Below are 25,878 nucleotides of genomic sequence, written 5' to 3'. Positions count from 1 at the left end.
CCCTGTGGCGGCGGTGCTGGAACTGGCGAACAGGCGGCGCGATCGCGCCACGGAGGGTGCGCCGCGCTCCCGCCTCGGCCGCCCCGTGGTCGTGTTCAGACGACGACGGGGTTGGTCGCGGCATCGTACTTGAACGTCGGGCCGGCGGCGTTTTACCGCCCCGCCGCCAACGCCGCGTGTGCTGCGGAAGGAACACCTCCGGGTGTCGCGGGCCGGCGGCGGCTACCACCCCCAGTTCACCGACGAGGGCGATCGCGCGCTGGCGGCGAGCCTACTGGGGACGTTCCAGGGGCACGTCGGCGAGCGTCGTGCCCGGCTCCGGGACGCACTCGAAGCGGCCGAACGCGAGGCCGACTCGTTCAAGCTGGTTCGGGGGCTGGCAGCGCTGCTGGAGCGTGAGGCGACGTTCGAGACGCGTGCCCCGATCCCCCCGCGCCGGACCCGCCGAGTGACGTTCGAGAGCGCGGAGTCGATCGGGGTTGCGACCGACGCCCAGCGCGGGGAGGCACTCGCTGCTGCGGCCGAGCGGTTTGGTGTCGAGTCCGACACCGTCGAGCAGTCGTTGTACGCCGACCGCGAGGAGAACCAGGTCATGGCGTCGTTCGACCCGCGCTGGGACCCCGAGACGCTGCTGAAGCAGTACGACCTCTCGCTGGCGCAGACCGCGCTGTTCGACGCCACCGAGGTCCGCGTCCGGAGTTCGGAGCCGGCGGATCTGGTTCGCGCGGTGAAACGGCTCGGGCTGATGTACGAGGTTCGGCAGACCGACGAGGGGCGGGAGCTCGTCGTGACGGGGCCGGACTCGCTGTTCCGTGCGACCCGCCGCTACGGCACCTCGTTCGCCCGGCTGCTGCGCTCGGTCGCGACGACCGACGACTGGCGACTCTCGGCCACGATCGACGACCGCGGCCGGGAACGCACGATGACGCTGACCGACGACGAGGTGTCGGTTCCGGGCGTCGAACCGATCGCCGAGCCGACGTACGACTCCTCGGTCGAAGCCGAGTTCGCGGCCGCCTTCGAGAGCCTCGACACCGACTGGGCGCTCGTCCGCGAGCCCGAGCTCTTGGAAACCGGCACCCGCGTGATGATCCCGGATTTCGCGTTCGACTACGCGCCCGCCGGCGCCGAGTCGAAATCGGTCGCGGAGCGCTTTCGCGTGTACTTCGAGATCATGGGGTTCTGGACCCCCGAGTACGTCAAGAAGAAGCTCTCACAGTTGGAGACCGTCGAGGACGTTGAGCTCCTCGTCGCCGTCGACGAGTCGCTGGCCGCGAGCGACGCGATCGAGGCCCGTGACCACCGCGCGATTCCCTACTCGGGGTCGGTCCGCGTGAAGGACGTGATCGACGCCCTCCGGGAGTTCGAGACCGATCTGGTCGCCGACGCTGCGGGCAGTCTGCCGGACGAGCTGGTGCCCGACGCGGACGTTGTCGGGCTCGCGGAACTGGCCGCCGAGCACGGCGTGAGCGTCGACGCGGTCGAAGACAAGTCGTTCCCGGAACACCGCCTCGTCGGGCGGACGCTCGTCCGCCCCTCGGTGCTCGACACCGTGGGCGACGCGATCGAGGCCGGGATGGACCTCTCCGCGGCGGAGTCGGTGCTGGCGGAGCACGGCCTCACCGACGCCTCGGCCGCGCTCTCGGCGCTCGGCTACCGCGTCGAGTGGGAAGGCCTCGGCGGCGGGACCGTCCGGGAGAAAGCGGACGAGTCGGCGGGGTAGCGCTCAGTCGAGCGTCGCGAGCGCCTCCTGATACCCTTTCGGCACCCGCGAGCGAAGCTCACCGTGGAGGTAGAGGCCGACGCCGATCGGTTCGAGCTCGCCCGCGAGCTCGTGGGCCGCGATCAGGTAGCCCCAGTCGCCGTCCCAGCGGTCGAGCTGCTGGTCGTGCCCGGCGGCGAACGCCGCCGCCTCGCCCGGTTCGAGTTCGATCACGTTCTTCGTCGCGTCGCGGCCGAACCGCCGGACGCCCGTGGTGGTCGGTTTCCAGTGCTCCTGTCGCGTCCGGAGCACGGTGATCCCCAGCCCCTCGGCGTCGACGGGAGAGGGGAGATCGGCGCTGAACGCCCAGATCTTCCCGGAGCCTTTCTCCCAGAACGTCACGCCGTCGAACGTCGCGGGGTCGACCCCGAAGCGCTCCGCCCACCAGTCGACGACCTCCTCGCGCGAGGCTCGTCCCTCGACCTCGCGGTCGTCGGGGGTCGCGGGCAGTCGATCGAACCGCTGCCCGTCGTTCTCGGTCATGCGCCCACCTCCTCGCTCGCATCGTCCGCGCTGCCGACGCGGAGCTTCGCGACGAAGAACCCGCCCGTGTCGTTCTGGTGGGGGTAGACGCGGTGGGCCTGCCGGAGCGACTCGTCGAACTGCTCGCCCTCCCACTCGGTGACGCCGGGCGACGTTTCGAGCGGCGCGTCCCACTCGACCATCTCGGCGTCGGTGGTCTCGATCGCGTGGTCCACGACGGCTTCGTTCTCCTCGGGCGCGAACGTGCAGGTGGAGTACACCACCTCGCCGCCGGGCCGCGTGAGGTCGATCGCCCGTTTGAGGATCCCCTTCTGGATCCCGACGAGGCTCTCGACGTGGCCCAGCGACCACTTCTCCAACACGTCGGGGTTCTTCCGGCAGGTGCCCTCACAGGAGCAGGGCACGTCCGCGACCGCGCCGTCCAGCGCGTCGACCCCCAGCGAGTCGAGCGAGAAGTTCCGCGCGTCGTCGTTCGTGACGACGAGGTTGCTCACGCCGAGTCGTTCGGCGTTGTGCCGCAGCGCCGAGAGCCGGCCGAGGTTGTTGTCGTTACCGATCAACACGCCGGCGTCGTCCATCAGATCCGCGAGGTGGCAGGTCTTGCTCCCCGGCGCCGCGCAGGCGTCCCAGACGCGGTCGCCCGGGGCGGGGTCGAGCGCGAGCGCGGGCAGCGCGGAGACCTCCTCCTGTCCGTGGAGCCAGCCGTGGACGTACGGCCACGTCGTGCCGGGGGAGCCGTCGGGCAGCCGGAACAGGCGGTCGTTCCAGTCGACCGTCTCGTACGTGACCCCTTCCTCGTCGAGCGCTTCGCGGGCGCGCTCGGGGGTGGCGGCGATCCCGTTGACTCGGACCACCGAGGGGAGGGGCCGGTCGCAGGCGTCGCGGAACGCCTCGGGGTCGTCGACGAGGCGCTCGTAGCGATCGAGTGGGTTCATACCGGCGGTCGGCGGCGGCGGCGCTTGTCGGTTTCGGAGCGGGCTAGCCGTCGACAGCGCGGCCGAGTATCGGTTCGTCGTGCACGAGCCGCCACAGTCCGGTGCCGACGGCCAACACGAGGCTGAGCACGACGCCCGTGAGGCTCCCGATAACGGCGCCGAACCACGAGAACGCGTACGTCCCGGAGACGACTCGCGGGACCGACTCCGGCAACAACCGCCCGACTACCGTCAACACGATCCCCGCGCCGACGAACACCGCGGTCGCCACCGCGGCGCGGACGACCGCGGGCCGGTCCGCTAGCGGGCCGAACCGGAACCGGCCGCTCCCCGCAGGGAGAGCGTAGCCGACGTGGGCGAGCGTCGCGCCGATGGACTGTGCGATCAGCACGAAGATGACCGCGAACCCTGCCGGGAATCCGTCGCTGTTCGGCGGTGGCTCGGGGATCGTCGCGCCGACGTAGATGCCGTAGCAGAACACGCTCGCCCCCACCAGTAGCAGGGCAGCGCGTGCGAGGCCGAAGTACTGTTTCGGGGACACGGGCGGTAGATCAGACCAGTTCGGCATATGCTTTCTGTCGCGAGCCACGGCCGGCCGCGAGCCGTGGCTGGTGCTACCCGTGCGTCGCGGTGTCGGTGGTCCCGAGGATGGTCTCACAGTGAGGGCACTGCCAGACGACGGGCTCGCCCCAGTCGGCATCGATGAACGCGCGTTCGAGCTTGCGCACTTCCCGCTCGCAGGACGGACAGTTGGTCATAGTTCGGCTCCCGACCCGTGCGGATTAATCGTTTCCTTCCCGGAACCCCGGGACGCTTTTGCGCTCCGGGCGCCCATGCCGCCGCATGACGACTCGTATCGACGTGCTGCTGTACGACGGGTTCGACGAACTCGACGCGGTGGGGCCGTTCGAGGTGTTCCAGAACGCCGCCCGCGCGGGCGCCGACTGCACCGTCTCGCTGGTCACCCACGAGCCTCGCGAGCGCGTGGTCGCCAGCCACGGTCTCGACGTCGGCGTCGACGGCACGCTCGCCGATCCGACGGCGGACGACGCCCCGGACCTACTCGTGATTCCGGGTGGCGGGTGGTCCGGGGGCGAGGGCGGCGTTCGCCGCGAGTACGACGACGGCGACCTCCCGGCGGCGATCCTCGATCACCACACCGGCGGGGCGACCATCGCGTCGGTCTGTACGGGCGCGATGCTGCTCGAACGGGCCGGCGTCTTGGGCGACGGCCCGGCGATCACTCACCAGTCCGCGGTCGAGGATCTCCGCGACACCGGCGTCGAGGTGGCCGACGCCCGCGTGGTGGACACCGGGCAGGTCGTGACCGCCGGCGGCGTCACGAGCGGGATCGACCTCGCGCTGCATCTCGTGGAGCGGGAGTTCGGCGCCGAGATCGCCACGAGCGTCGCGACGACGCTGGAGTACGAGCGCACCGGCGACGTGCTGGTCTCGAACTAACCCTCCCCTCGAACCCCGCAAACCGCCGTGTGGGAGCCGCTACCACACGTTTCCTCAAGATTTAACACGAACCGCAACCCAATACCTGGTGGGTGACTCACGATGACTGATTACGAACTGCCGCCGCTTCCGTACGAGTACGACGCGCTGGAACCGCACATCTCCGAGCAGGTGCTGACGTGGCATCACGACACGCACCACCAGGGCTACGTCAACGGCTGGAACAGCGCCGAGGAGACGCTCGCCGAAAATCGAGAGAACGGCGACTTTAGCTCCTCGCCGGGCGCCATCGGCAACGTGACCCACAACGGATCGGGGCACATTCTCCACGACCTGTTCTGGCAGTCGATGAGTCCCGAGGGCGGCGACGAGCCCTCTGGCGCGCTCGCCGACCGCATCGCGGAGGACTTCGGCTCCTACGAGGCTTGGAAGGGCGAGTTCGAGGCCGCCGCCGGTGCCGCGGGCGGCTGGGCACTCCTCGTCTACGACTCCTACAGCAACCAGCTGCGCAACGTCGTGGTGGACAAGCACGACCAGGGCGCACTGTGGGGTAGCCACCCCATCCTCGCGCTGGACGTGTGGGAGCACTCCTACTACTACGACTACGGTCCCGCGCGTGGTGACTTCATCGACGCGTTCTTCGAGGTTGTCGACTGGGACGAGCCGTCGGCCCGCTACGAGCAGGCCGTCGAACTCTTCGAGTAAGCAAGCCGCGGAGGCGACTGAGACGCGAACGGAGCGAGAACGCGTCGCCGTCCCGATTTCTTTCGACGCTCGCCGCCTAGCCCCGCTGCTGTCGTCGACGGACCAGTAGCGTTTACGCCGTCCCGGCCGAACGCCGGGGTATGCCACGCGCCAAGGAGAGCTTCGACGCGCTCCACCCGTGTGACTTCTACACGCCCGAGGAGCTGCTCGTCGAGGACCAGATGTACACGATCTACGAGATCGCCCGGCTGCTGCAGGGGCTCGACCCCGACGCGGAGATCGACGAGGAGACCGAGTCGGTGCTGCTCGACTGGGCGGTGCCGTGGGTGATGAACAACGCCGACGACCTCGTCGTCGCGGACCCGCCCGCGGAGGACGCGCCCGGCTACTACGGTCTACGCCAGCCCGAGGACGTGGCCGACAGTCCGGACTCGGAGTAACGCTCTTCGCTCCCGTCGCGACGGCCGGCTCCGGCGTCGGTGGTGCCGACTCCGGCGACGACGGCCGATCCTCCCCGGTTCGACTACTCGCCGAACAGCGACTCGTAGCGCTCTCTCGCCGAGCGTGCGCCCCGCCGGAGGTAGCCGATGTCGGTGCCGGCGATCAGGTAGTCGACGCCGCGGTCGTGCCACGTGTCGATCTGGCCGGGTCCGGTCGCGAGCGTGCCCACGGGGACGCCCGCGGCCTCGCCGGCCGCGAGCACGCGGTCGAACGCCGCCCGGAACGCGGGGTCGTCGTACTCGCCGAAGCAGCCCAGGTTCGCCGAGAGGTCGGCAGGACCGACGAACAGCGTGTCCACGCCGTCGACACGGGCGATCTGCTCCGCGTTCTCGACGCCGGCGGGGGTCTCGATCTGGGGCAGCACCGCGACGGCGTCGTTGGCCGACTCGAAGTACGCCTCGGTGTGGGCGCCGTAGCCGTTCGCCCGGCTCCCGGCGACGCCGCGGTCGCCCTCCGGCGGGTAGCGCGCGGCGGCGACCAGCGATTCGGCCGCCGCGGCGCGCTCGATCTTCGGCGCCATCACGCCCGCCGCACCGAGGTCCAGCGCGCGCTTGACCTGCGTGGCGTCGTTCTCGGGCACTCGGATCACCGTGTCGGTGTCGCCGGCGGCGTCGACGGCTCGCACGAGCTCGCCGGCGCTCTCGACCGACAGCGGCGTGTGTTCGGTGTCGACGACCACGAAGTCGAAGTCGAGGCCGCCGACGACCTCCGCGGCGGCCGGCGAGCCGAGCGACACCCAGCTCCCGACCGGCGACTCGCCGGCAGCGAGGCGGTCCCGGAGCTCCATCCCGTCTGTCCGCACGTCGTTACTCATACCCATTTCGCGTAGGCGCTCAGCAAAAGTCGGCGGGGTTCCGGCCAGTGCGGCCGCTCTCCGTCCGAACTGTGTGAGAATGGCCGGGGCGGGCTCCGAACCCGCGATCTCCGCATGACCCAGGTCCGAGGCTCGGCGGGCCCCGTGGGCTGCGGATAGTTCCTAGGCGTACCGCACCGAATCTCGATACCCTATGAGTGCGGCGCTATGTCCAGCTAAGCCACCCGGCCGCACTCCTCCGTAGTCGGATGTCCAACTTAAGCCCTCCCATCTCTGTCGGCGGATCGACCGGCGCGGATTTATGCCCACGGGCGTGAACGACTACCCATGACCCTGCCGGAGACCGTCACGGACCACCTCGACGGCGAGGAGCCGGTCGCGGAGGTCGACCTCGGCGGCGAGGATCGACTGTTGGTCACGCCGACCCGAACACTCGTCTACCGCGCGGAGGGGCTGCTCTCCGACGAGGCCGTCGAGGAGTTCCCCCACGAGGCGGAGCGCATCACCCTCACCACGAGTCGCCGGAAGGCGAAGCTCACGCTGGACTACGGGCTCGACGGCGAGGAGACGCTGTCGATCCCCAAGGCGAAGATCGACGAGGTGCTCCACCCGCTGCTCGCGGGGGTACTCGACGCCAACGGGATCACCGACCCCGGCGAGACCGTCAAGCGCACGTTCCGCTTCTCGGAGCTCACGCTGATCGTCACCGACAAACGCGTCGTCAAGCACATCGGGCAGGCGCTCTGGGACGAGGAGTTCGAGGAGTACCCCTTCGAGGACGTCACCGATCTCGCGTTCGAGCCCGGCAACGTCGCCACCAGCGTCGTCCTGACCCACGACGGCCGGCAGGAGCGGTTCAAGGCGCCGAACGACGACGCCCGCGCCGTCGAGGCGGCGATCACCGACGCACTGCTCTCCTACCACGACGTTCGCGACCTCGACGAACTCCGGGCGGAGACCGCCGACGAAGAGGTGGACGACGCCGACAGCGAGAGCCGTCAGGACTCGCCGTTCGGCGAGGGGCCCGAGCTGTTCGGGGAGGACGAGGAGCCCGAGCCTGATGTGGAAGAGGAATCGACGCCGGAGGAGTCGACCGACCAACTCATCCAGCAGGTGGAGGAGGCGACGGGTGACGAGGAGCCCACCGAGAACGAGGCGACGAGTAGCGGCGTCGAGCCCGCCGGTGACGCTCCCGACACGGCAGCGCTCGCCGCCGAGATCGAGGAGCTCCGGGACGCCGTCGAGCGTCAGGAGGCCGAACTCGAACGACAGAACGACCTGATCGAGCAGTTGATCGAGGAGCTCCGACAGGGTCGCTGAGCCGTTACTCGCCGCGCCGATACGCCTCGATCGCCGGCTCGTACCCCTCGTACACCGACGGATACGCGAGTTCGTACCCCAGTTCCAGCAGGCGGTCGTTCCGGCAGCGCTTGTCACTCGCCAGCCGCGAGGTCGACGACGCCGCATCGCCGCCGAGCCGCTCCTCGACGGTCAGCTTCTCCGGTTCGGGGACGCCACAGCGTTCGGCCAGCCAGTCGGCGAACTCCCAGCGGTCCACGGGAGTGCCGTCACAGACGAGCACCGTCTCCCTCCGAGCCACGCCCTCGGTCAGGAACCACGCCAGCGCGCCCGCCGCGTCGTCGCGGTGGGTCGAGTTCCGCCAGCCCGCGGTCACCGAGTCGAGGTAGGCGTCGATCCGGTAGCGGCCGGGGCCGTAGAGCCCGGCGAATCGGGCGACGGTGCCGTCGATAGCGCTCCGGTGGACGATCGCTTCCGCCTCGGCGATCACGGCCGCTTTCGGCCGCTCCGGGCCGACCGGCGTCGACTCGTCCACCCAGTCGCCGCCCTGATCGCCGTAGACGCCGGTCGTGGAAGTGAGAAGCAGCCGATCCGGCGACGACTCGCGCCCCTCGAACTCGGAGACGATCGCGCGGAGCCCGTCGACGTACAGCGCTCGCGCTTCGGCGGCGCTCGCTCGCCCCGCAGAGGCCGCGAACACGAGCGCGTCGGCGTCGGGAAGCGTCGAAGCGGCGTCGGGATCGGTCAGGTCCGCCCGGACGGCGTCGATCCCTTCCGCCGAGAGGGTGTCGGCGCTCTCCGCCGATCGGACGACCCCGGTCACGTCGTGGCCGGCATCGAGCAGCTGCCGGCCGAGTTCGCGGCCGACGTAGCCACAGCCGAGGACGAGAACGTGCATCAGCGCCGGGCGTCGATGTACGCCTGGATCGCGGCGAACTGTTCGAGCGTGGTCGGGAGCCGCCCCTCGATCGCCTGCTGGATCTCCTTCCCGTCGAGCTCGGTGTCGGTCTCCCGGGCGACCGTGTCAACGTCGACGACCGCGGTGGTCATCCCCATCAGGACGTGGTCGCGGGCCTCCCACGCGATGTCCTCGGCGTCGGGTGCGCCGTCCGTCAGTGCCAACACCTCCGCGGCCTCCTCGACGGTGAGTTCGGGCTGGTCGCCCTCGGCGATCGCTTCGACGGTCGCGCGGTCGAGGCCGGTCCCGCCCACGACGGTGTCGACCCCCAGTTCGGCGACGGCCGCCGCGAGCTCGTCGAAGTAGGCGGTGCGGAACGCCGCCGGCGACGCCTCGTCGTCGGCCTCGACTGCGTCGTACAGCATACCCGAGACTCGGCGGCCGCGAGCCAAAACCGTTGTTACTCCGGGTCGTCGGCCGTCTCGCACGACTCGTCGCCGTCGACACCCGGGCAGGGCCACCCGGGCGACTGCTCGTCCCGGTTCCCGTCCACGTCGCCGACGCCGGGCATCCCCGGCGGCACGACGGCGACGACGGTGGTCGACGCCTCGAAGTCAACACGCTCGCCTCGGCCGAGTCGTTCGGCACGGCCGTCCCCGTCCACGTCGAGGCGGGCCACGCTCCCGTCCCTGACGTACCGAACCGTTCCACTGCCGCCGTCGGGGGCGACCCCTCGTGCACGGAGGGCGAAGCGCTGGTACTCCCCGCGGACCGTGACGCTCCAGGCGTTCACCGTCGCGATCCAGCTGTACGGCGGCGGCGCGACGGGCAGCCCCGCCGGTAACCGTGAGGCGCCGGTCAGCTTCCGGGTCGCTTTCGCGCTGGCGTTCTCCAGCGCCCCGCTCACCTCCTTTCGGGCGGTTTCGCGGGCCGCCTGTTGGACCATCGACGCGGTGCGGTTGGTCGTCGCCGCGGGGACGCCGACAGCCCGTTCGGCGCGCAGTTCGCGGAGCCGGACCCGAACCCGGACGCCCGCCTCGTCGGCCGTCGGTCGGTCGATCCCACGCGCCGCCAACTCGGCGGCGAACGTCGGCACGTAACTGCCGTTCGCCATCGCCTGCGCCCGGTGGCCGAGGGTCGGCCACCGTTCGCGAGCACCGACGACGGCGGCTCTGCACGTCGATCGCTTCACACCGGTTCCGTTCGTCGCGGCGGCACAGACTGCACGCTCCCCGTCTCGGACCGAGCTCCCGACGGCGGCGGCCAGTTCGTCCCGGTTCGCCGCGAGCGCAGCCGACTCCTCGGTCCGGTTCTCGGGGCTCGTCACGACGGTCCGATTCGCCGCGATCAGCGTCGCCGAAGCGGCGTCGAGACCGACCTGCCGGCTGCCGCCCCCCAGCAGCGTGTCGACGATCCCGGAGGCGGCCTCGCCGTACGGGAGCGCGATCCAGTTCGTCGTCCGCGCGGTCAGGGGGTGGGTGGACTCCCCAGCCGGCACGCTGGGCACCTGTCCGTGATCGAGTGACTGGAGCGTGAGGTATCCCGGAGCGGCGTCGGGCGTGATCACGACGTCGTCGTCCGCACTATCCGGCTCCGTGTAGGCATCACTCGGTCGGTCGTCCGTCCCGCCGCGTCCGAGTTCGATCAGTTCCGAGAGCCCCGCCGTCGCTCGATCTCCGAGTTCGTCCCGGTAGTCGACGTTTCGATCCCGGCTGTCGGCGGCGCGCGCGTCCAGTTCCGCGAGCACGCGATCGAGGTACGCCGCGCGGGCGGCGACTCGCGCCCTGTCGGCGACGCCGTCGTAGCTCGCTGGCGCGTCGAGCAGTTCGCCCCGCTGTTGCCGAAGCGCCGCTGCCAGCCGACCCGGCGCGTTCGCGTCGCCGCTGGCGACCGCCGCTCGGGGGATCGACACCGAGACGTTCGCGACCTCACGACGGAGCTCTCGTAGGTCGGCGGCGATCCACTCGTCGAGCCGGCTCGGCCGTGTCGCGGTGATGGTCCGGGTCCGAACGAGTGTGCCCCCTCCCTCGCCTGACGCGGTCCGTTCGGCCACAGCGTCGACGCCGCCGTTGGCGTCGAGGACGGCCTCGGCCGCCCGTTCGCGTGCTCCCGCGAGGTTCGGGCCGTCGAGCACACCGCCGGCTTCGAACAGCGGCTCCGTCGGCCGATCCGGCGCGGCGTCGTCCGGGTCGTACGCCGCTGTCGCGCGTACCGCGACGCGGGCAGTCTCGGTCCACTCGGCGCTGGTCGTTCGGACGGTTCCGTTCCGGCGCCACCGCCGCTCGACGACGTGGTGGGTTGTCACGTCCAGCACTTTGCCGACGACGGCGTCGGCGGACTCCGCCGACGTGTCCTCGACAATCGTGACGGCCGTTCGCTCGCTCGTGTGCTCGTCGACCAACGTCCAGTCGCGCAGCCGTGGCTCGGGCCTCGATTCGCTCGCTCGACTGCGGACCGTGACCCGGAGCTCCCCTCGGACGCGGTAGCTCCCCGCCGTCGACACGTCGGCGATCGCACCGAGGTACGCCCGGTCGGCGGCAGCGGCCGGGGAGGCGTTGACCGGCGGCGCGTCGGGTCGGCTGGGGTCGAACTCGCTCGACGCCGGCTCGCTCGTGGCGCCGTCGACGGCGTTCGGGTTCACGAACGCGTTCGTCACGGCGGCGGCGTCGCCGTGGCGCCCGCCGAGCAGGTCGAGGACGCCGACCTTCATCGTCGCCACGTCGAGCGCGCGTGCGCCGGCGGGGTCGTGGCGTCCGAACGCGGCGCGCTGCTGGGCGAGCACCGCGGCGTTGGTCGAGAGTTCGACGTGGCGGTTCCCGAGCACGTTCCGGATCGGCGCGCCGGCGTAGCGACCGTAGCCACGCGCCATCGCGACCGCGGTCAGGCGAGTCGTCAGCCCGCGAGCCAGCCCCGGGCCGTCGAGCGCGCCGCGGTTCAGCCGCCGCTCGTACGCGCTGGACCGCCGGTGCAGCGCCAGCACTGGTGTCTCGACGGTGAGCGTGACGTTCCGCCGCCGCTGGGCGACCGTTCGATCGCCGTCTCGGGCTCGGACGGTGAGGTTCCGGATCGTCACACGCATCGCTGCCCCGCCGTCGACTGGCGTGACCTCGACATCCGACTTCGCGCGCCGGAGCGAGGCGGTCGATCCGTCGATCGGGGGCAGGCCGACGGTCGCCCTGACGCCGCCGCGCTCGCGACCCAGCTCCGACACCGACTCGCGAGCGGCGACCGCGATCCGGAGTCTGAGCGCGTCGACGAACGGCCGGGAGTCGTTCAGCGCCCTCCCTGCCGCGGTGTCGGCCGGAGTCGTGACTGGTGTTTCGGCCGACTCGCGTGCGGCCTCGCGGACCGCCATCCGGAGCGCGGGCCGTGCGTCCCGGGTGACGCCGTCCATCGCGGCGGCCGCAGGTCGCTCGATCGAGGGCTGTGCGCGATCTGCGATCCCCGTCGCGTACACGGAGGCCCCGAGCAGCAGCAGGACGCCGACGAGCGCGAACGGGATGCGCGCGCGGTCGTCGTCGGCGAGGCTCACGGCGACCACGTCCGGACAGAAATCTCGACGGTGTCCAGTTCGAGCGATTCCACAGCGTCGGCCGGGCTCCTCCCGCCTCGGCTCAGATCGCTCGCGACGCGATCGGCCATCGCGCCCGCGATCCGGCGGTTCGCCGCGTGGGTGTCTCCTCGTTCGATCGCGTCCGCCGTCTCGACGCCGTACCGGGCGCTCACGCGTCGGTAGCGGTGCCGAACGAGCGTATCCAGTGGCGCGTCGTCGGCGAGCGCCAGTCGGCCCTTCTCGGGCGGGAGCAGGCCGGCGACCAGCGACGCCGCGACGGCGCGGCCGAGACGTGTGAATCCCCCCTCGGACGCCGCGAGCGACGCGTTCGCGGGCGGATCGACGCCGCTCGGTGCGCGAACCGTCGCCGCGTTCACGTCGGCGTCCGCCGGCGGCTCCGGACCGACCGAGAACGTCCGTGACAAGTGGGCATCGGGGTACGGCCGCCAGCGGACGACGACCCGCGTCCGGTCCGGCAGGCGGTCCGCGACCGTCGCTCGAACCGCGGCCGCGAACCCCTCACTGGTGCCGGTGAGCGCCTCGCCGTCGACGCGGACGGTCCTGACTGCCGCGTCAGCCAGTAACGAGACGAGCGTCCCGTGAGCGACACGCTCGTACTCCGGGTTCGCGTCGACCTCTTCGTCCGAGACCGGCTGCAGCGTGTACGGCACGTCCGCGGTCGCCGCGGCCAGCGTCTCCGCGACGGCGTCGGCCCGGTCGTCGTCGACGGTGGGTGCCGGCGCACTGGTCACCGTGACCGCGGCCGCGCTGACCAACAGCAGGCAGAGGCAGGCGTCGAGTGCGGTGGCGCTCATCTGGCCACCACCACCCGAAGCCAGCCGATCGCCACTCGCCCGGGCGCGGTTCGCACTGGGACCCGTCGCCCCGCCGACTGCGTCTCCTTGCCCGGCGCGGGAGCGTCGCCGACCGTCCAGTGTCGCGACCCGACCCGAAGTTCGATCCGGAGCGTCCAGCCGGTCGGCCCGGCGTCGACGGCCGCGCCGAGCCGGTCGGCCGACGCCACGCCGGCCGGCGCGATCGTATCGTGAACCCGGGAGAGCGTCGGCTCCGCGACCTCGCGGTCGGCCGTCGGTGCGACGCCGGCGAACACCGCCGCGTACAGCGACAGCCCGAGCCCGACCGCTGCCACCGCGACGAGCGTCGCCGTCGGCGACGCCTGCCCGCGGTCAGGCCCCGACGAGCGTGACGTGGTAGCCATCCCAGCTCACCCCCTCGACGGCGATCTCGTCCGACGCGATCCATCCGGACTCGCGTTCCCGTGCCGTTTCGACCGCGTTACGGAACGCGTCGCGATCCGCGAACACCACTTGCGGTGGTTCCCCGTCGAGAACGCGTCGGAGCGCCCCGTCACGGACCGGCACGACGGGACCGAACGCGAACGTCGCCCGCGCGGTCCCGCCGTCGTTCCGCATCGCGATCCCGTGGGGACGGAGCCGGACGGCGTCGGCGTCGTGTTCGTGTGTCGCCCCCGCCGGCACGTCGCCGGCTGCGACCGAATCGACCGTGTCTGCCACGCCCGCCGCGTCGGGCGCGGGGTGGGCGGGGAGCGTTCCGGCGACGGCGAGAAACGCCGCCGCGGCCACCACGAGGCCGGCGTGCAACGCCGCCGAGTCGACGGGAGGTCCGATCATGGGATGGAGTGGTCCCGGTTTCGTACTTGAACTCTCGGCTCAGAGCACCGCGCCCGCGGCGACGACCGCCGCGACGTACGCCGCCGTCGCGGTGGGGAGCGCGAGCCCGATCCGGTAGCCGAGCAGCGACCGGTCGATCCCGCGCTCCAGCGCGGTCGCGAGCCCGGTCAGGATCGCCGCGAGGAGGAGCACGTAGACGCCGACGATCGGCCCGATCGAGGCCGGGCCGAGCGCGGTCGACGCCGACGCGCCACCGAGCGCCTCGCCAGCACCGCCAGCGCCCGCGGGGATCCGCCCCACCATCGCGACGGAGACGCCCCCGACGAGCGGGCCGAACAGCGCCGCCGTGTTCGACAGCGTGCCGGTGATCGCCGCCAGCTCCCGGCGCGCCTCGCGCTCGACACGAGCGAGTTCGCGGAGGTGATCGCCCGCGGCGACGAGCGCGTCCCCCGCCGGCGAACCTTCCGCCGCCGCGAGGGCGAACAGCCGGCCGGCGTCCCGCCCCCGCGGGCTCGGCACGTTCCGGAGCGCGCCGAACCGACCGAAGAACGTCTCCTCGGGCGGGAGCCCCAACCGTTCCCCCCGTTCCGCGGCGTCGGCGAGCAGAGTGCCCGTCTCGCCGGGCAGTTCCCCCGAGGCCTCCACGAGCGCCCGTTCGACGGCCGTGCCGTCGACGACGCGTCGACCGACCAGCGTCAGTGCGTCCGGCAGTCCGGACTCGATCTCCCGAACCTCTCGCCGGAGCGCCCGCGCGGGTGCGAACAGCCACAGCAGTGCAGCCCCCGACCCGGCGCCAGCGGCGACGATCGAGGCTGCCCACGGCAGCACGAACAGACAGCCTGCGCCCGCGACGGCAGCCACGAGCACGCCGAGGGCGGCGGCGCTCCGTCGGCGGTCGGGAACGTCGGGGTGGTCGCTGTCGATCCTCGGCGGCGGGAACGAGATCGGTCGGCGGGCGAGCAGCCAGCCGCTCGCGACCAGCAGCCCCACGGGGAGAAGGAGATCGTAGAGCACTGCCAACGTTCCGAGGCCGACGTTCACGCCCGCGAGCCGTGCCGCGGGGAGCACGCCGACGAGCGCGAGCGGGAGCAACACGCCGAACGCGTACAGCCCCGTCAGCGGCGCCCGGATCTCACCCGCGAACGACGCCGCGCGCTCCTCCACGCCCGACCGAACGGCTGAGAGAGCGCGTTCACAGCCCCGTTCACGTGCGTCCGCGGGCGCGTCAGCCGCGTCCGCGACCAGCGCCGCGGCGCGCTCGATCTCCGGTGCGGTCTCCCCCCACGCGGCGGCGAACGACGCCAACCCGGATTCGGGCGTTCCGCGGGCGTCGCGGGCGTGCTCGTGCAACGAGGCGGCGAGGTCGCCGTCGCCGGAGCGCCCGGCGAACGCGACCGCCCGTTCCACGCTCGGCTCGACCCGAAGTCGGAGCGTCAGCCGGCCGAACAGCGCCGGTGCGTCGCCGACGGCACGCGTCCGTGACAGCGCCGCGACGGCGAGCGGGGCGTTCCGCGCGGCGAGGAGGACCCCCGCGCCGAGTCCGACCGCGAGCGGGAGCAGCGCGACCGTGCCGGTCGCGACGGCGGTGATCGCTCCGACGACCACGACCGCGCTCCCGGCCGCTTCACCCGCGGCGACCAACTGCGGCGCCGCCGGCCAGTCGAGTTCCTCACAGGCGTCACGCAGCGCGCCGTCGACGGCGGGGGTTCGCGGCCACGACGAGCCCACCTCCTCGACGAGTTCCTCGTGGCGGCCGGTCGAGCGTGCTACCACGGCGCCCCACTCGCGTCAGTGTGCTCGTCGTCTTCCGCACGGATGGCCGCCGGGCGCGTCACGCCGTCGGCAGCGAGCGAACGCAGGTGGTCGGCCCGCGCGTTCAGCGCCGTCAGCGTCTCGCCGTACCCCTCGCCCGGCGCCGCGAGATCCGCAAGCAGGCTGCTCTCGCCCCGATCGAGTCGGCCGGTCGGTTCGAGCTCACCATGATCGAGCGCGAACAGCGGCCGGAGTTCGGTTCCGCCGTCGACCGACTCGACCTCCTCGATCGCGGTCGCGCGCCGGCCGCGTTCCGTGTCGGCGACGGTGAGCACGAACCCCGTCGCGGCGAACGCGGACTCGCTCACCCCCAGATCCTCGGTCATTCTGGTTCGGACCGCGTCGGCGCCGTCGCCGTGGACCGTACCGAGCACCGTCCCCGAGGCCGCGCCGACGCGCATCGCCTCGTACAGCGTGCTCGCTTCTTCGCCGCGGACCTCGCCGACGATCAGCGCCCCCTCGCCGAGTCTGAGCGCGGTCCGCAGCGCGGACGCGGGGCTCGTCTCGCCGGAGTCGTCGTCGCCGCGGGCGACCCGGAGCGACTGCACGTCACGCCCCGCAGCGCGGAGCGCCGCGGCCGGGAGCTCGGGGGTGTCCTCGATCAGCACCGTCCGCGTGGACCGAGGGAGCGCCCACAGCAGCGCGCCGAGCGTCGTCGTCTTCCCCGCGCCCCGGGCGCCGGCGACCAACCCAGTTCCGCCGCGTTCGACGGCCAACGAGAGCAGCGCCGCCGCCCGCGGTGACAGCGAGCCGACGGCGACGAGTCGGGGGAGCGTCCACGGATCCGCGTCGTGCCGGCGAACGGCGAACGCTGGCCCGGGCGAGAGCGGCCGCGTGACGCCGGCGATGCGAACCTCCTCGCGGTCGTCGGGCGGGCCGACGGGGAGCGTCGCGTCCACCTGCGGCGTCGCTCGCGAGAACGCGCGCCCGCTGCTCCGGCGGACCCGGGACGCGAGCGTTCCGACGCCCTCGGGCGTGAGCCGGACGTTCGTCGGCAGCGTCTCGCCGTCGACGACGACTCGGACCGGCGTCTCCGCCGCGGGCGCGGTGACGTAAACGTCCGAGACGCGGTCGTCCGCGAACAGGTCCGCGAGCACGCCGTTGCCGTGGGTGTGCTTCCGGAGCGTCGCCGACAGCTCCGCGACCGGGTCGTCGGGATCTGCCACCTCCCGGACGGCGCGGGCCGGGGCGAGATCGCCGCCCCCGTCGCGCTCCGCCAGTCGCTCTGCCGCCGCGTCGAGCAGTTCGAACGCCCGAGCGTCGAACGACGCCGACGCGGGGGTGAGGTGGTAGAGCCCGTCAGATTTCTTCGCCGAATCGAGCGCGTACCGCCGGGCGGTTCCACCGGTCGAGAGCGCCACCGAATCGCGCAGTCGGGCGTCGGCCGGCGGCCGGTGGTCGATCCGAGATCGGGCGATCGCTGGGGCGCCGTGGGAGCGCAACGCCGCCTCGTGGTCGGCGGCGCGCTCAGCGCCCGCCGCGAGTCCGGTCTCCGCGGCGAGACGACCGACCGGGCCGGCACGGCCGGTTGCGTCGCGGGCAGCCCGTAGCGGGGCCGTCCGCGCGGTCGCGGCGATCTCGGCGTCGTGGTGCTCGGCCAGCGCCGCGAACCGGCCGGCGGCGTGGAGCAGTCCGACGGCGCCGTCGGTGTACCAGCGTTCGTACCCCGCCGATCGGACGCGAACGGCGTCGGCGTCCCGGTCGGCGAGCGCGTCGACGGCGGTCGCCCGACACGCCGGTTCGACCGCGAGGTCGCCGTCGCCGGGGCAGTCGTCGGCGTCGATGCGGAGTTCGACGCGGTCCTCGACGCCGGTCCCGGCGGGCTCGACGAACGCCGGTCGACAGGCACACGTCTTCTCGTCGTCGGCCCGCCACGGAAGCAGTGACATAGCGCGGATGGCCCTGCTCTCGTACTTGAACTCTCGGCCGCCTGTCGTCGCACGGTCCGGGTGTCGGTCAGCCCCGAACCGTGACGACTCGCCCGTCGTCGCCGTGCGCGAGACCGAGGCGGAGCCGGTGGTCCCCGGGTGTGCCGAACCGAACGGCGCCGTCCGGGGTCGCGAGCGGGAGCGAGAGTCGTCGCGTTCGGCTCGCGCCGTTCCGAAGGCTGTACCCGACCGCGCAGGTGGGATCACAGTCGACGACGAACGTCTCGACCCCGACCGCGACTAGTGAGTCCGCCGGGAGTGTGACGGTCAGAACCCGGCGCGCTCCTGGGTCGTCGGCGACGAGCAGCGATCCCGCCGCTCGATCCAGCCGGTCTACGTCGCGATCGAGCGCCGCGGCCGTCCGGTCGGCCGCCGCGGACTCGACGGCGGGGAGCGACGCCGCGAGCAGCGCGGCCGCGAGCGAGACCGCGAGCAGGGCCCGGATCACCGGAGCTCCCGAAGACGCTCGCGCAGCCCTGATTCAGTCGGTCCGTCTGTGTCGCTCTCGGCCCCGGTGTCACTCTCGTCGCTGACTGTCGGCGGAATCCCCGCTGGATCCGTCTCATCTCCCCGCGTGTCGGGAGCGTCGTCCGGGTCATCGTTCTCGTCGAGCCGTCGCTCGAGCCGTTCGACCGCCGCGACCGCGGCGTCGGCGCGCTGCTCGACCGACTCGTTCACCGCGGAGACGCCGCCGAGGAACCCCCGGATCGACTGCACCGCGGCGTCGAGTTCGTCGACTCTGGACTCGAGCGTCTCGATCCGGGACTCGAGCGCCGCGCCGTCCCCGGTGTCGCTCGACTCCGGGTCACGCTGTTCCCCGTCGACTGCGCGTTCGACGGCCGCGAGCCGTCGTTCCAGCGTCGCGTCGCTGTCGGGCATGGGGTGGGGTGGTCGCCCGATCGGTGATAAGGATCGGCCCCGGCCGGTGGCGCTCGGGCGGGGGAACCTTAAGGCCGATTGGAACGAACGGGCATCCATGAAGACGGTCCTCGTTGGCGTCGGTCAGGCGGGCGGAAAGGTGGCGACGGCGCTGGCCGAGTTCGACGACGAGATGGGGTTCCGTGCGGTCCGGGACGCTATCGCCGTCAACAGCGCGAAGACCGATCTCCGCGATCTCCCGCTGGACACGGTGTTGATCGGGCAGGACGTGGTGAAGGGCCACGGCGTCGGCGGCGACAACGAACTCGGCGCGGAGGTGATGCAGAACGACGCCGAGGAGGTGATGAGCGAGCTGAGCGGCAAGATCGGCTCCGACACCGAGGCGATCTTCGTGATCGCCGGGCTCGGCGGCGGCACCGGCTCCGGCGGCGCGCCCGTGCTCGCGAAGGAGCTGAGCCGGGTGTACGACACCCCCGTCTACGCGATCGGCATCCTCCCCGGCCGCGACGAGGGGTCGCTCTACCAGGCCAACGCGGGCCGATCGCTCAAGACGCTCGCCCGCGAGGCCGACGCGACGATCCTGATCGACAACGACGCCTGGCGCGAGTCGGGCGACAGCGTCGCCGAGGGGATGGCGGCGATCAACGAGAACATCGCCCGCCGGATCGGCCTCCTGCTCGCCGCGGGCGAGCCAGTCGAGGACCGCTCGCTCGGGCTGGGCGGCGGCGGGCTCGACCGCGACGTGGCCCAGAGCGTCGTCGACACGAGCGAGGTGATCAACACCCTCCGCTCGGGCGGCCTCGCGGCGGTCGGCTACGCCGAGTCCGAGGCCAGCGAGGAGCCCGACGAGAACGTCAACGTCGTCACGAGCACGACCCGGAAGGCGCTACTCAGCGGTACCAGCCTGCCGGGGGCGAGCGAGGCCGACGCCGCCCTGCTCGTCGTCGCCGGCCGTCCGGACTCGCTCTCCCGGAAGGGCGTCGAGCGCGCCCGTTCGTGGGTGGAGGAGGAGACCGGCAGCATGGAGGTCCGCGGCGGCGACTTCCCGCTCGACACCGACCGTATCTCGTCGCTCGTCCTCTTGAGCGGTGTCGAACGCTCCGATCGCGTGCAGGAGTTCATGGACCGCGCGGCCGACGCACAGGCCGAGTCCCACGACCGAACCGAGGGCCAGCGCAAGCGCGACGCCGCCGAGACGTTCCAGAACGACGAACTCGACGACCTGCTCTGACCGCCGCTTCGACGACTTCCCCCGCCTATTTGCTCCCGGCGCTCTCACCTCCGAGTATGCGCGAGTACGCTGCCGACCCGCCGGTCGAGGAACGCATCGGCGACGCGCTGCGGGAGATCGACGCGACGGTCGCCGTCGCCGAGTCCTGTACGGGCGGGCTGATCGGGTCGCTGCTGACCGACGTGCCGGGTTCGTCGGACTACTTCGACCGCTCGGTCGTGACCTACTCCTACGACGCCAAACTCCAGGAGCTGGCGGTCTCCCGCGAGAGCCTCGACGATCACGGGGCGGTCTCGGCACCCGTCGCCGAGCAGATGGCAGCGGGAGTGCGCGACACGGCGGGGACGACGTTCGGGCTCTCGACGACGGGCATCGCCGGCCCCGAAGGGGGAAGCGAGGCGAAGCCGGTCGGGACGGTCTTTATCGGCCGCTCGTACGCCGCCGACTGGGGCACCGGCGGCTCCTACACCGAGGTCTCCCGGCACGTGTTCGACGGTGACCGAACCGAGATCAAAGAGCAGATCGCGCGGGAGGCGCTGACGCTGCTGCTTGACGATGCCCGGGACCTGTCGGAACCCTGATTAGGTCGTCGCGTCTCCCCTCCCACGTGCGACTCTGGGTGCTCAACACGCTCCCCGCCCACTGGGAACGCTGTCGCGACGGGCCGCAGGACCCCACACACCACCCCGAGCGACATCTCGGCCAGCCGTGGCACGGCATCCCCGCCGGCGGTCGCGCGCCCGACCCCCGCGACCTCACGCCGGGCGAGGACCTGTTCGTCGTCCGGCAGACCGGCGGCGTCGGCGTCTCGGGGGTCTGGACGTTCGAGGAGGCACGCCGCGTCGAGGACCAAGAGGCGGTCCCGGACGTATGGCGCGACCACGACGGCGAGACACGCGACTACGACTGGTTCCTCCACTGCCGCGGGACGCCCGAACGGACCGTCGAGCCGCCGATGCGCGAGGATTTCGGCGGCTCGTTCCCGTTCCACCACTCGAAGCTGACGGGGACGGCGATCGAGATGCGCGGCGACGACCGCGCGGCGTACGTGAACGCGCTGCTCGATCACGGGGTCTCCGAGGCCGCACAACAGCGCCTCCGTGACGCGCTGGAACTGTCGGCGACGGGGAGCGTTCGGGCAGCCGACGACGAGCCGCCCGAGCGGACCGAGTACACGACGACGCGGACGATCAGGGACACGAAACTGTCCGAGATGGCCAAAGAGCAGTACGACTACCGGTGTCAGCTCTGCGGCGACCGCCGCGAGAGCCGCGACGGGAGCGCGTACGCGGAGGCCCACCACGTCAAACCGCTGGGGCCGCCCCACCGCGGCCCCGACACCGCGGCGAACCTCCTCGTGCTCTGCCCGAACCACCACGCGGACTTCGACTACGGCCGAGTCCGTGTCGACCCCGAGTCGCTCCTCGTCGAGCACGCATTCGACGACGAAGTCGACGGGACGTTCTTGACCGTCGACGCCGATCACGACCCCGACTCAGGATTCCTCGCGTACCACAACGAACGGATCGCGGAGTTCTGACCCGTCGTTCCCCTCCGAACTGGCGGCGCGTGTCGTGATCCGACCGAAACGCTTTGCGGGGTGCCGGCCACGCACACGAGTATGGACAAGAAAGGTCACGTGCTCAACGCCCTGTTGCTGGCGATCGGCGTCGGGTACGTCCTCGAACCGTCGGGCGACGTGGCGACGTTCGTCGCGATCGCGGAAGTGTCGCTGCCGCTGGTGTTGGGCGCGCTGTTCCCGGACGTCGACACCGCGTTCGGCAAACACCGCAAGACGCTGCACAACCTCCCGATCCTCGGGATCGCGCTGGCGTACCCCTACTTCTTCGGCAACCTCGACTTCGTCTGGGCGGGGATCCTGAGCCACTACGTGCTCGACATGCTGGGGAGCAAACGCGGCATCGCGCTGTTCTACCCGTTCTGGAGCGAGGAGTTCGGCTCGCCGACGGGCGTGACGACGACGAGCAAGTACGCCGACGTGGTCACGATCGTCGTCACGCTGCTCGAAGTCGCCGTGTTCGCGGCGTTCGTCCACCTGCTGCCCCAGTACCTCCCGCCGGGACTGGAGCTGGGCGGGCTGGCGACGATCGGCGGTTAGTAGACGGAGACGTCGTCGAACCGGCCCTCGTAGGCGATGTGGTCGGGGTGGGTGGGCTCGGTGCCCGAGAGGAACAGGCGGTCGATCTTCCCCCAGGAGTTCTCGTAGCCCAGGTGGGCGAACTCCGCGAGGTTCCAGAAGCGGTGGCGCGGCCCCGAGCGGTGGACGACCTGTCGGTCGGCGCCGGAGACGAGCGCCTGCACGAGGTCGGCCTCGCTGTCGATGGCGGCGTCGAACTCGGTCCATGCCTCGCCGACGGTGCCCCGGAGGTGGGCGTACGACGAGCCGAACGCCGGCAGCCCGGTCTCCTCGGCGACCCGTTTGGCCCGCTCGTTGACGTGGGGGAGGGATTTGGCGTTGTAGCTCTCGACGGCGTCGATGTGGTCGGCGTAGGCGCGGATCTCCGGCCGGCCGAGGCTGACGTTCAGAAGCGTCGGGTGAGGCACACACAGCGCGGCGCCCTGCTCGGCGATCTCCGAGAGCGCGCCCTCGAAGGAGATGAAGTCCGGCACCGGATCGGAGAGTCCCACGGCGAGCAGGTGGCGGCGGTTCTGCCAGTTCCCGGTGAAGATCTCCCGGCCCGGCACGACCAGCAGCTCGTCGTCGCTGTGTCGCTCGGCCTGCTCGCGGATCGCCGGCAGTCGCGTGAAGTGGGGTGCGTACACGAGCACGTCGATCCCCCGGGCTTTCGCCCGCTCGACGACCCGGCCGTCGAGCGTCTTGACGTGCATGTCGACTCGCGTCGGCGCCGTAGTCACGTTCGACCGCAGTCGGTCGTCGCCCAAATAGCCTCCGTGTTCGATGCCGGGCGTCGGGGAGAACGCTTTTGCCGCCCCCACTCCGATAGAGCGCGTATGAGCCGCTGGAACTGCGGGATCGCCGGCTGTGGCCGGGAGTTCGACGGTCCCGAGGACGTGATCGTCCACCAGACGACCGAACACCAGCGTCACGAGTGTAAGGTGTGCGGGACCATCGTCCCCGAGGGGTACTTCGCGATCCGCCACGCGTTCGACGAACACACCCGTGCGGAGTACGTCCGCGCCTACGACGCCGACGGGAGCGACGTGCGCGCCCGCGAGGGGATCAAGGAGACGATCGAGGAGAACGCGGACCTCCAGAGCGTCGTCGACGAACTCAACGGGAACTCGTAGCGGGCGCGAACGGCGCCGAGCGGTTTCGTCACACCCCGGTCGGCGATCAGCGTTCGCGGCTCTCGATCCGTTCTTTCACGGCCGGGAGCTTCTCCTCGAGCTCCCGGTGGAGCTCGTCCCCGCCGATGTACGGCTCGGACCGATCTACGAAGTATCGCATCTTCTCGATCTGGTTCGCCCGCAGCTCCTCGGACTCGCCCAAGTGGTAGTAGTCGCTGTTGTCGAGGATATCTGCGGCTTTGACCGCCACCGCGCCCCTCCCCGACTCGAAACATCGCTCGTAGATGTCGTAGCACCGCTCCAGGTAGTCGTCGATGCGCTCGTCGAAGCTGGCGGCTTCGACGATCTCCGCGACGGTCTCGCCGAACGCCGAACGGATCTCGTCGGCGGTTACGTCGGTATCTTCGAGCAGGTCGTGGAGGAACCCCGCGACGACGACGTGCTCCTCGTACCCTCTGTCGTAGAGATCCATCCCCACCCTCGTACTGTGGAGTATCACCGGCTTGGGGTTGTCACCCGACGACTCGAAGGCGTGCACCAGATACTGCATCGCCCGTTCGATCTCCTCGTCCTCGGCTTTGCTCCTCATTCCTGTGACTGGAGAGCCGCGGCGGTAGCAAAGTGCTTCTGCAACGAACCGTTCGGGAGACTCCTCTCGGCTGCCCCGACGGGCACGGCTCACACGCTATCCGTGTCCGAAAGCGACGGGGGGAGGAGACAGCGCCTTCTACCGCTCGACTGTTCCGAGGAGCTACCGCTCCTCGGAGTCCAGCACGCGGATCTGGTCCCCGCGCACCGTGACCGGGATCGGGACGGTGGCCTCGTACAGCTCGACCGTCACCTGATCCTTCCCCTCGTCGATGCGCTGGACCTGCGCCTTCTCGCCCTTGAACGGGCCGGCGATGAGTTCGACGATGTCGCCCTCGGCGATCCCCTCCACGTCGGGGGTCGGCGAGAGGAAGTGCTCGACCTCGGTCATCGACGACGTGCCCGGCACGATCCCGTTGGCGTGGGGGATCTCGTCGAGCACGCGCTCGATGATCGAGTCGTCCTCGGCCTCGACCATCACGTAGGAGGTCAGCGAGTCCGGCGCCAGCACGGCGTGGATCTCGGGCATCTCCTTCGAGGCGATCATGTCCGCGACGGTCTCCTCCTGGCTCGCGGTGGTCTTGACGGCGTAGATCGGCATCTACGCACCACCCGGGACCGCGCCCGGCACGAAGCTCATGATCGCGAACATCAGGAACCCGAGGAAGCCGATCAGGAAGATGCCGGCGCCCGAGATCTTGGCGACCATCGAGAACTCCTCCCACTCGGGGGTGCTCGCGAGCTTGAGCACGCGTACGTACTCCGAGAGGTCGTATTTGACGTCCATCTTGTCGTGAGGTTCAGCCCGACGCCTTTTCTATCTATTGAATACGCCTTCGCCGGCGCGAACGCCGGGACGGCCGGCGACGGCGACCGAAAAACGAGCCGACGCGGTCAGTTCACGTCCTGCAGTTGGTCGGCCGAGGGGCCGCGCTGGGCGGTCTCGCCGCCGCCGTAGATCTGGGGGGACTCCACCCCGGTCACGACGATCATCGTGCGCATCCGGCCCTCGATCTCCTCGTCGACGGAGGTGCCCCAGATGATGCGGGCGTCGGGGTCGATCCGGTCGTAGATCTCCTCGACGACGCCCTCGGCCTCGCCGATACTCATGTCCGAGCCCCCGGTGACGTTCACCAGCGCGGAGTTGGCGCCGGAGATGTCCACGTCCAACAGCGGCGAGCGGAGCGCGGACTGCACCGAGTCCTCGGCCTTGTCGTCGGTGTCGGACTCGCCGAGCCCGATCATCGCGACGCCGCCTTTCTCCATCACGGTGCGAACGTCGGCGAAGTCGAGGTTGACCAGCCCGGGTTTGGTGATCAGCTCGGTGATCCCCTTGACCGAGCGCATCAGCACCTCGTCGGAGACTTTGAACGCCTGCTTGACGGGCAGCTTGCCCACGGCGTCGAGGAGGCGGTCGTTCGGCACGACGATCACGGTGTCGGAGACGTCCCGCAGGCGTTCGAGGCCGGCCTCGGCGTTGGTGCGCCGGACCTCACCCTCCGCGGTGAAGGGGGTCGTGACGATCGAGATCGTCAGCGCGCCCGCGGCCTGTGCGGCTTTCGCGACGACGGGCGCCGAGCCGGTCCCGGTACCGCCGCCGAGCCCGGCGGTGACGAACACCATGTCCGAGCCCGCGATCGACTCCTTGATCTCCTCCTGAGACTCGATTGCGGCCTCCTCGCCGACCTGCGGGAGCGAGCCCGCGCCGCGGCCCTGCGTTTTCTCCTTACCCATCAGGATCTTCGTGTCGGCCTCGATGGAGACGAGGTGCTGGACGTCGGTGTTCGCGGCGACCAGCTTCGCGCCGTGGATCCCCTCCTCGTGCATGCGGTTGACGGTGTTGCCGCCGGCGCCGCCACAGCCGACCACGGTGATGTTGGTCTTGAGGTCCTGCAGGACGTCCTGGAGCTGCTCGTCGGTCATCTTCCCCGACGACGGCGTCTCGCCGTCGGTCCCCGAGGGGGTCTCCTCCTCGGCCGCGGCGCCGGGCTCCTCGCCGCCCTCGCCCTCGGCCTCGTCGATCGCCTCTTCTACGATAGAGTCCATTTGACCGTCCGTATTAGGCGGAGCCTATTGACCTTTCTCCCTCTCCGGCGATTCTCGCCAC

30 protein-coding genes and 1 tRNA gene are annotated in these 25,878 nt (G+C 71.2%); 10 read left to right on the top strand and 21 right to left on the bottom strand.

What is annotated here, in order from left to right:
• The first annotated feature begins 178 nt into the window (after positions 1-178).
• Positions 179-1,723, top strand: a complete 1,545-nt coding sequence (locus tag ACQUSM_RS06355; RefSeq protein WP_435116860.1) for a DUF790 family protein — start codon at positions 179-181, stop codon at positions 1,721-1,723.
• Between the two features lie 3 nt (positions 1,724-1,726).
• Here the strand turns inward: ACQUSM_RS06355 and ACQUSM_RS06350 are convergent, their stop codons facing one another.
• The 4 genes from ACQUSM_RS06350 to ACQUSM_RS06335 form a co-directional block, all read right to left on the bottom strand.
• A complete protein-coding gene (locus ACQUSM_RS06350; RefSeq protein WP_435116858.1) occupies positions 1,727-2,245 on the bottom strand; it encodes a DUF7122 family protein in 519 nt (172 codons plus the stop codon).
• Positions 2,242-3,180 carry an RsmB/NOP family class I SAM-dependent RNA methyltransferase gene (locus tag ACQUSM_RS06345; RefSeq protein ID WP_435116856.1) on the bottom strand — a complete coding sequence of 313 codons (939 nt, stop codon included), beginning with the start codon at positions 3,178-3,180 and terminating at the stop codon, positions 2,242-2,244. Before ACQUSM_RS06345 ends, ACQUSM_RS06350 begins: the two co-directional genes overlap by 4 nt.
• 43 nt (positions 3,181-3,223) lie before the next feature.
• Positions 3,224-3,721, bottom strand: coding sequence for a hypothetical protein (locus ACQUSM_RS06340; RefSeq protein ID WP_435116854.1), 498 nt, complete (start codon positions 3,719-3,721; stop codon positions 3,224-3,226).
• Between the two features lie 73 nt (positions 3,722-3,794).
• Positions 3,795-3,938: a hypothetical protein gene (locus tag ACQUSM_RS06335; protein ID WP_154018489.1), complete on the bottom strand. Its 144-nt coding sequence runs from the start codon at positions 3,936-3,938 to the stop codon at positions 3,795-3,797.
• An 85-nt stretch (positions 3,939-4,023) separates the two neighbouring features.
• On the opposite strand from ACQUSM_RS06335, the gene ACQUSM_RS06330 reads away from it, so the two are divergent.
• The 3 genes from ACQUSM_RS06330 (at position 4,024) to ACQUSM_RS06320 (ending at position 5,786) form a co-directional block, all read left to right on the top strand.
• A complete protein-coding gene (locus ACQUSM_RS06330; protein WP_435116852.1) occupies positions 4,024-4,641 on the top strand; it encodes a DJ-1/PfpI family protein in 618 nt (205 codons plus the stop codon).
• A gap of 102 nt (positions 4,642-4,743) precedes the next feature.
• The gene (sod, locus tag ACQUSM_RS06325) at positions 4,744-5,346 is read left to right on the top strand and encodes a superoxide dismutase (protein WP_435116850.1); all 603 of its coding nucleotides are present in this window, start codon (positions 4,744-4,746) and stop codon (positions 5,344-5,346) included.
• 140 nt (positions 5,347-5,486) lie between these two features.
• Positions 5,487-5,786, top strand: coding sequence for a DUF5827 family protein (locus tag ACQUSM_RS06320; protein WP_435116848.1), 300 nt, complete (start codon positions 5,487-5,489; stop codon positions 5,784-5,786).
• An 83-nt stretch (positions 5,787-5,869) separates the two neighbouring features.
• On the opposite strand, the gene ACQUSM_RS06315 is transcribed toward ACQUSM_RS06320, so the two are convergent.
• Both ACQUSM_RS06315 and ACQUSM_RS06310 read right to left on the bottom strand, forming a co-directional pair.
• Positions 5,870-6,661: an HpcH/HpaI aldolase family protein gene (locus tag ACQUSM_RS06315; protein ID WP_435116846.1), complete on the bottom strand. Its 792-nt coding sequence runs from the start codon at positions 6,659-6,661 to the stop codon at positions 5,870-5,872.
• 80 nt (positions 6,662-6,741) lie between these two features.
• Positions 6,742-6,891: transfer RNA gene (locus tag ACQUSM_RS06310), tRNA-Met, on the bottom strand.
• 97 nt (positions 6,892-6,988) lie between these two features.
• Between ACQUSM_RS06310 and ACQUSM_RS06305 the strand changes: the two genes are divergently transcribed.
• Positions 6,989-7,981, top strand: coding sequence for a DUF7115 domain-containing protein (locus tag ACQUSM_RS06305; protein ID WP_435116844.1), 993 nt, complete (start codon positions 6,989-6,991; stop codon positions 7,979-7,981).
• Between the two features lie 4 nt (positions 7,982-7,985).
• Here the strand turns inward: ACQUSM_RS06305 and ACQUSM_RS06300 are convergent, their stop codons facing one another.
• The 10 genes from ACQUSM_RS06300 to ACQUSM_RS06255 all read right to left on the bottom strand — a co-directional run bounded on the left by ACQUSM_RS06300 (position 7,986) and on the right by ACQUSM_RS06255 (position 18,682).
• Positions 7,986-8,858, bottom strand: coding sequence for an NAD(P)H-binding protein (locus ACQUSM_RS06300; protein WP_435116842.1), 873 nt, complete (start codon positions 8,856-8,858; stop codon positions 7,986-7,988).
• Positions 8,858-9,283 carry a DUF5791 family protein gene (locus ACQUSM_RS06295; RefSeq protein WP_435116840.1) on the bottom strand — a complete coding sequence of 142 codons (426 nt, stop codon included), beginning with the start codon at positions 9,281-9,283 and terminating at the stop codon, positions 8,858-8,860. Before ACQUSM_RS06295 ends, ACQUSM_RS06300 begins: the two co-directional genes overlap by 1 nt.
• 35 nt (positions 9,284-9,318) lie before the next feature.
• Positions 9,319-12,390, bottom strand: a complete 3,072-nt coding sequence (locus tag ACQUSM_RS06290) for a DUF7286 family protein (RefSeq protein ID WP_435116838.1) — start codon at positions 12,388-12,390, stop codon at positions 9,319-9,321.
• The gene (locus ACQUSM_RS06285; protein ID WP_435116836.1) at positions 12,387-13,226 is read right to left on the bottom strand and encodes a DUF7284 family protein; all 840 of its coding nucleotides are present in this window, start codon (positions 13,224-13,226) and stop codon (positions 12,387-12,389) included. The genes ACQUSM_RS06290 and ACQUSM_RS06285 overlap by 4 nt, the downstream gene beginning before the upstream one ends.
• Positions 13,223-13,630, bottom strand: a complete 408-nt coding sequence (locus ACQUSM_RS06280; RefSeq protein ID WP_435116834.1) for a DUF7285 family protein — start codon at positions 13,628-13,630, stop codon at positions 13,223-13,225. Before ACQUSM_RS06280 ends, ACQUSM_RS06285 begins: the two co-directional genes overlap by 4 nt.
• Positions 13,599-14,063, bottom strand: coding sequence for a DUF7283 family protein (locus ACQUSM_RS06275; RefSeq protein ID WP_435116832.1), 465 nt, complete (start codon positions 14,061-14,063; stop codon positions 13,599-13,601). The genes ACQUSM_RS06280 and ACQUSM_RS06275 overlap by 32 nt, the downstream gene beginning before the upstream one ends.
• A gap of 39 nt (positions 14,064-14,102) precedes the next feature.
• Entirely contained in the window at positions 14,103-15,836 is a 1,734-nt protein-coding gene (locus ACQUSM_RS06270; protein WP_435116830.1) for a type II secretion system protein, read from the bottom strand.
• Positions 15,830-17,764, bottom strand: a complete 1,935-nt coding sequence (locus tag ACQUSM_RS06265; protein WP_435116828.1) for an ATPase, T2SS/T4P/T4SS family — start codon at positions 17,762-17,764, stop codon at positions 15,830-15,832. Before ACQUSM_RS06265 ends, ACQUSM_RS06270 begins: the two co-directional genes overlap by 7 nt.
• Positions 17,765-17,831: 67 nt before the next feature.
• Entirely contained in the window at positions 17,832-18,251 is a 420-nt protein-coding gene (locus ACQUSM_RS06260; RefSeq protein ID WP_435116826.1) for a DUF7311 family protein, read from the bottom strand.
• Positions 18,248-18,682, bottom strand: a complete 435-nt coding sequence (locus tag ACQUSM_RS06255) for a DUF7310 family coiled-coil domain-containing protein (RefSeq protein WP_435116824.1) — start codon at positions 18,680-18,682, stop codon at positions 18,248-18,250. Before ACQUSM_RS06255 ends, ACQUSM_RS06260 begins: the two co-directional genes overlap by 4 nt.
• A gap of 97 nt (positions 18,683-18,779) precedes the next feature.
• On the opposite strand from ACQUSM_RS06255, the gene ACQUSM_RS06250 reads away from it, so the two are divergent.
• The 4 genes from ACQUSM_RS06250 (at position 18,780) to ACQUSM_RS06235 (ending at position 22,032) form a co-directional block, all read left to right on the top strand.
• Positions 18,780-19,913 (top strand): tubulin/FtsZ family protein, encoded by a 1,134-nt coding sequence (locus ACQUSM_RS06250; protein WP_435116822.1) that lies wholly within the window; start codon positions 18,780-18,782, stop codon positions 19,911-19,913.
• Positions 19,914-19,969: 56 nt separating this feature from the next.
• Positions 19,970-20,494 carry a CinA family protein gene (locus tag ACQUSM_RS06245; protein WP_435116820.1) on the top strand — a complete coding sequence of 175 codons (525 nt, stop codon included), beginning with the start codon at positions 19,970-19,972 and terminating at the stop codon, positions 20,492-20,494.
• A 26-nt stretch (positions 20,495-20,520) separates the two neighbouring features.
• The gene (locus ACQUSM_RS06240; protein WP_435116818.1) at positions 20,521-21,453 is read left to right on the top strand and encodes an HNH endonuclease; all 933 of its coding nucleotides are present in this window, start codon (positions 20,521-20,523) and stop codon (positions 21,451-21,453) included.
• Positions 21,454-21,534: 81 nt separating this feature from the next.
• Positions 21,535-22,032: a metal-dependent hydrolase gene (locus ACQUSM_RS06235; RefSeq protein ID WP_435116816.1), complete on the top strand. Its 498-nt coding sequence runs from the start codon at positions 21,535-21,537 to the stop codon at positions 22,030-22,032.
• On the opposite strand, the gene ACQUSM_RS06230 is transcribed toward ACQUSM_RS06235, so the two are convergent.
• Positions 22,029-22,763 carry a PHP-associated domain-containing protein gene (locus ACQUSM_RS06230; protein ID WP_435118300.1) on the bottom strand — a complete coding sequence of 245 codons (735 nt, stop codon included), beginning with the start codon at positions 22,761-22,763 and terminating at the stop codon, positions 22,029-22,031. The two genes, ACQUSM_RS06235 and ACQUSM_RS06230, sit on opposite strands and share 4 nt — an antisense overlap.
• Before the next feature lie 123 nt (positions 22,764-22,886).
• Here ACQUSM_RS06230 and ACQUSM_RS06225 point away from each other — a divergent pair, with 123 nt between their 5' ends.
• A complete protein-coding gene (locus ACQUSM_RS06225; protein ID WP_435116814.1) occupies positions 22,887-23,183 on the top strand; it encodes a DUF7565 family protein in 297 nt (98 codons plus the stop codon).
• Between the two features lie 46 nt (positions 23,184-23,229).
• Here the strand turns inward: ACQUSM_RS06225 and ACQUSM_RS06220 are convergent, their stop codons facing one another.
• The 4 genes from ACQUSM_RS06220 to ftsZ form a co-directional block, all read right to left on the bottom strand.
• Entirely contained in the window at positions 23,230-23,772 is a 543-nt protein-coding gene (locus ACQUSM_RS06220) for an HD domain-containing protein (RefSeq protein ID WP_435116812.1), read from the bottom strand.
• Positions 23,773-23,934: 162 nt separating this feature from the next.
• Positions 23,935-24,372 carry a transcription elongation factor Spt5 gene (locus tag ACQUSM_RS06215; RefSeq protein WP_049980982.1) on the bottom strand — a complete coding sequence of 146 codons (438 nt, stop codon included), beginning with the start codon at positions 24,370-24,372 and terminating at the stop codon, positions 23,935-23,937.
• Positions 24,373-24,558 (bottom strand): protein translocase SEC61 complex subunit gamma, encoded by a 186-nt coding sequence (locus ACQUSM_RS06210; RefSeq protein WP_053947553.1) that lies wholly within the window; start codon positions 24,556-24,558, stop codon positions 24,373-24,375.
• 107 nt (positions 24,559-24,665) lie between these two features.
• A complete protein-coding gene (gene ftsZ, locus ACQUSM_RS06205) occupies positions 24,666-25,817 on the bottom strand; it encodes a cell division protein FtsZ (RefSeq protein ID WP_435116809.1) in 1,152 nt (383 codons plus the stop codon).
• Positions 25,818-25,878 lie beyond the last annotated feature (61 nt).

Source organism: Halolamina sp. C58 (assembly GCF_051195095.1).
In the GTDB taxonomy this organism is placed as follows: Archaea; Halobacteriota; Halobacteria; order Halobacteriales; family Haloferacaceae; genus Halolamina.
The sequence above is the reverse complement of the archived record's forward strand: the minus strand, read 5'-3'. Positions and strand labels throughout refer to the sequence as shown.

Coding starts and splice junctions, on each gene's coding strand:
- ACQUSM_RS06220 (WP_435116812.1), bottom strand. CDS start 23,772: ATGAGGAGCAAAGCCGAGGACGAGGAGATCGAACGGGCGATGCAGTAT.
- ftsZ (WP_435116809.1), bottom strand. CDS start 25,817: ATGGACTCTATCGTAGAAGAGGCGATCGACGAGGCCGAGGGCGAGGGC.
- ACQUSM_RS06350 (WP_435116858.1), bottom strand. CDS start 2,245: ATGACCGAGAACGACGGGCAGCGGTTCGATCGACTGCCCGCGACCCCC.
- ACQUSM_RS06230 (WP_435118300.1), bottom strand. CDS start 22,763: ATGCACGTCAAGACGCTCGACGGCCGGGTCGTCGAGCGGGCGAAAGCC.
- ACQUSM_RS06300 (WP_435116842.1), bottom strand. CDS start 8,858: ATGCACGTTCTCGTCCTCGGCTGTGGCTACGTCGGCCGCGAACTCGGC.
- ACQUSM_RS06225 (WP_435116814.1), top strand. CDS start 22,887: ATGAGCCGCTGGAACTGCGGGATCGCCGGCTGTGGCCGGGAGTTCGAC.
- ACQUSM_RS06285 (WP_435116836.1), bottom strand. CDS start 13,226: ATGAGCGCCACCGCACTCGACGCCTGCCTCTGCCTGCTGTTGGTCAGC.
- ACQUSM_RS06275 (WP_435116832.1), bottom strand. CDS start 14,063: ATGATCGGACCTCCCGTCGACTCGGCGGCGTTGCACGCCGGCCTCGTG.
- ACQUSM_RS06345 (WP_435116856.1), bottom strand. CDS start 3,180: ATGAACCCACTCGATCGCTACGAGCGCCTCGTCGACGACCCCGAGGCG.
- ACQUSM_RS06330 (WP_435116852.1), top strand. CDS start 4,024: ATGACGACTCGTATCGACGTGCTGCTGTACGACGGGTTCGACGAACTC.
- ACQUSM_RS06335 (WP_154018489.1), bottom strand. CDS start 3,938: ATGACCAACTGTCCGTCCTGCGAGCGGGAAGTGCGCAAGCTCGAACGC.
- ACQUSM_RS06255 (WP_435116824.1), bottom strand. CDS start 18,682: ATGCCCGACAGCGACGCGACGCTGGAACGACGGCTCGCGGCCGTCGAA.
- ACQUSM_RS06320 (WP_435116848.1), top strand. CDS start 5,487: ATGCCACGCGCCAAGGAGAGCTTCGACGCGCTCCACCCGTGTGACTTC.
- ACQUSM_RS06315 (WP_435116846.1), bottom strand. CDS start 6,661: ATGAGTAACGACGTGCGGACAGACGGGATGGAGCTCCGGGACCGCCTC.
- ACQUSM_RS06245 (WP_435116820.1), top strand. CDS start 19,970: ATGCGCGAGTACGCTGCCGACCCGCCGGTCGAGGAACGCATCGGCGAC.
- ACQUSM_RS06215 (WP_049980982.1), bottom strand. CDS start 24,372: ATGCCGATCTACGCCGTCAAGACCACCGCGAGCCAGGAGGAGACCGTC.
- ACQUSM_RS06250 (WP_435116822.1), top strand. CDS start 18,780: ATGAAGACGGTCCTCGTTGGCGTCGGTCAGGCGGGCGGAAAGGTGGCG.
- ACQUSM_RS06280 (WP_435116834.1), bottom strand. CDS start 13,630: ATGGCTACCACGTCACGCTCGTCGGGGCCTGACCGCGGGCAGGCGTCG.
- ACQUSM_RS06265 (WP_435116828.1), bottom strand. CDS start 17,764: ATGTCACTGCTTCCGTGGCGGGCCGACGACGAGAAGACGTGTGCCTGT.
- ACQUSM_RS06305 (WP_435116844.1), top strand. CDS start 6,989: ATGACCCTGCCGGAGACCGTCACGGACCACCTCGACGGCGAGGAGCCG.
- sod (WP_435116850.1), top strand. CDS start 4,744: ATGACTGATTACGAACTGCCGCCGCTTCCGTACGAGTACGACGCGCTG.
- ACQUSM_RS06235 (WP_435116816.1), top strand. CDS start 21,535: ATGGACAAGAAAGGTCACGTGCTCAACGCCCTGTTGCTGGCGATCGGC.
- ACQUSM_RS06210 (WP_053947553.1), bottom strand. CDS start 24,558: ATGGACGTCAAATACGACCTCTCGGAGTACGTACGCGTGCTCAAGCTC.
- ACQUSM_RS06295 (WP_435116840.1), bottom strand. CDS start 9,283: ATGCTGTACGACGCAGTCGAGGCCGACGACGAGGCGTCGCCGGCGGCG.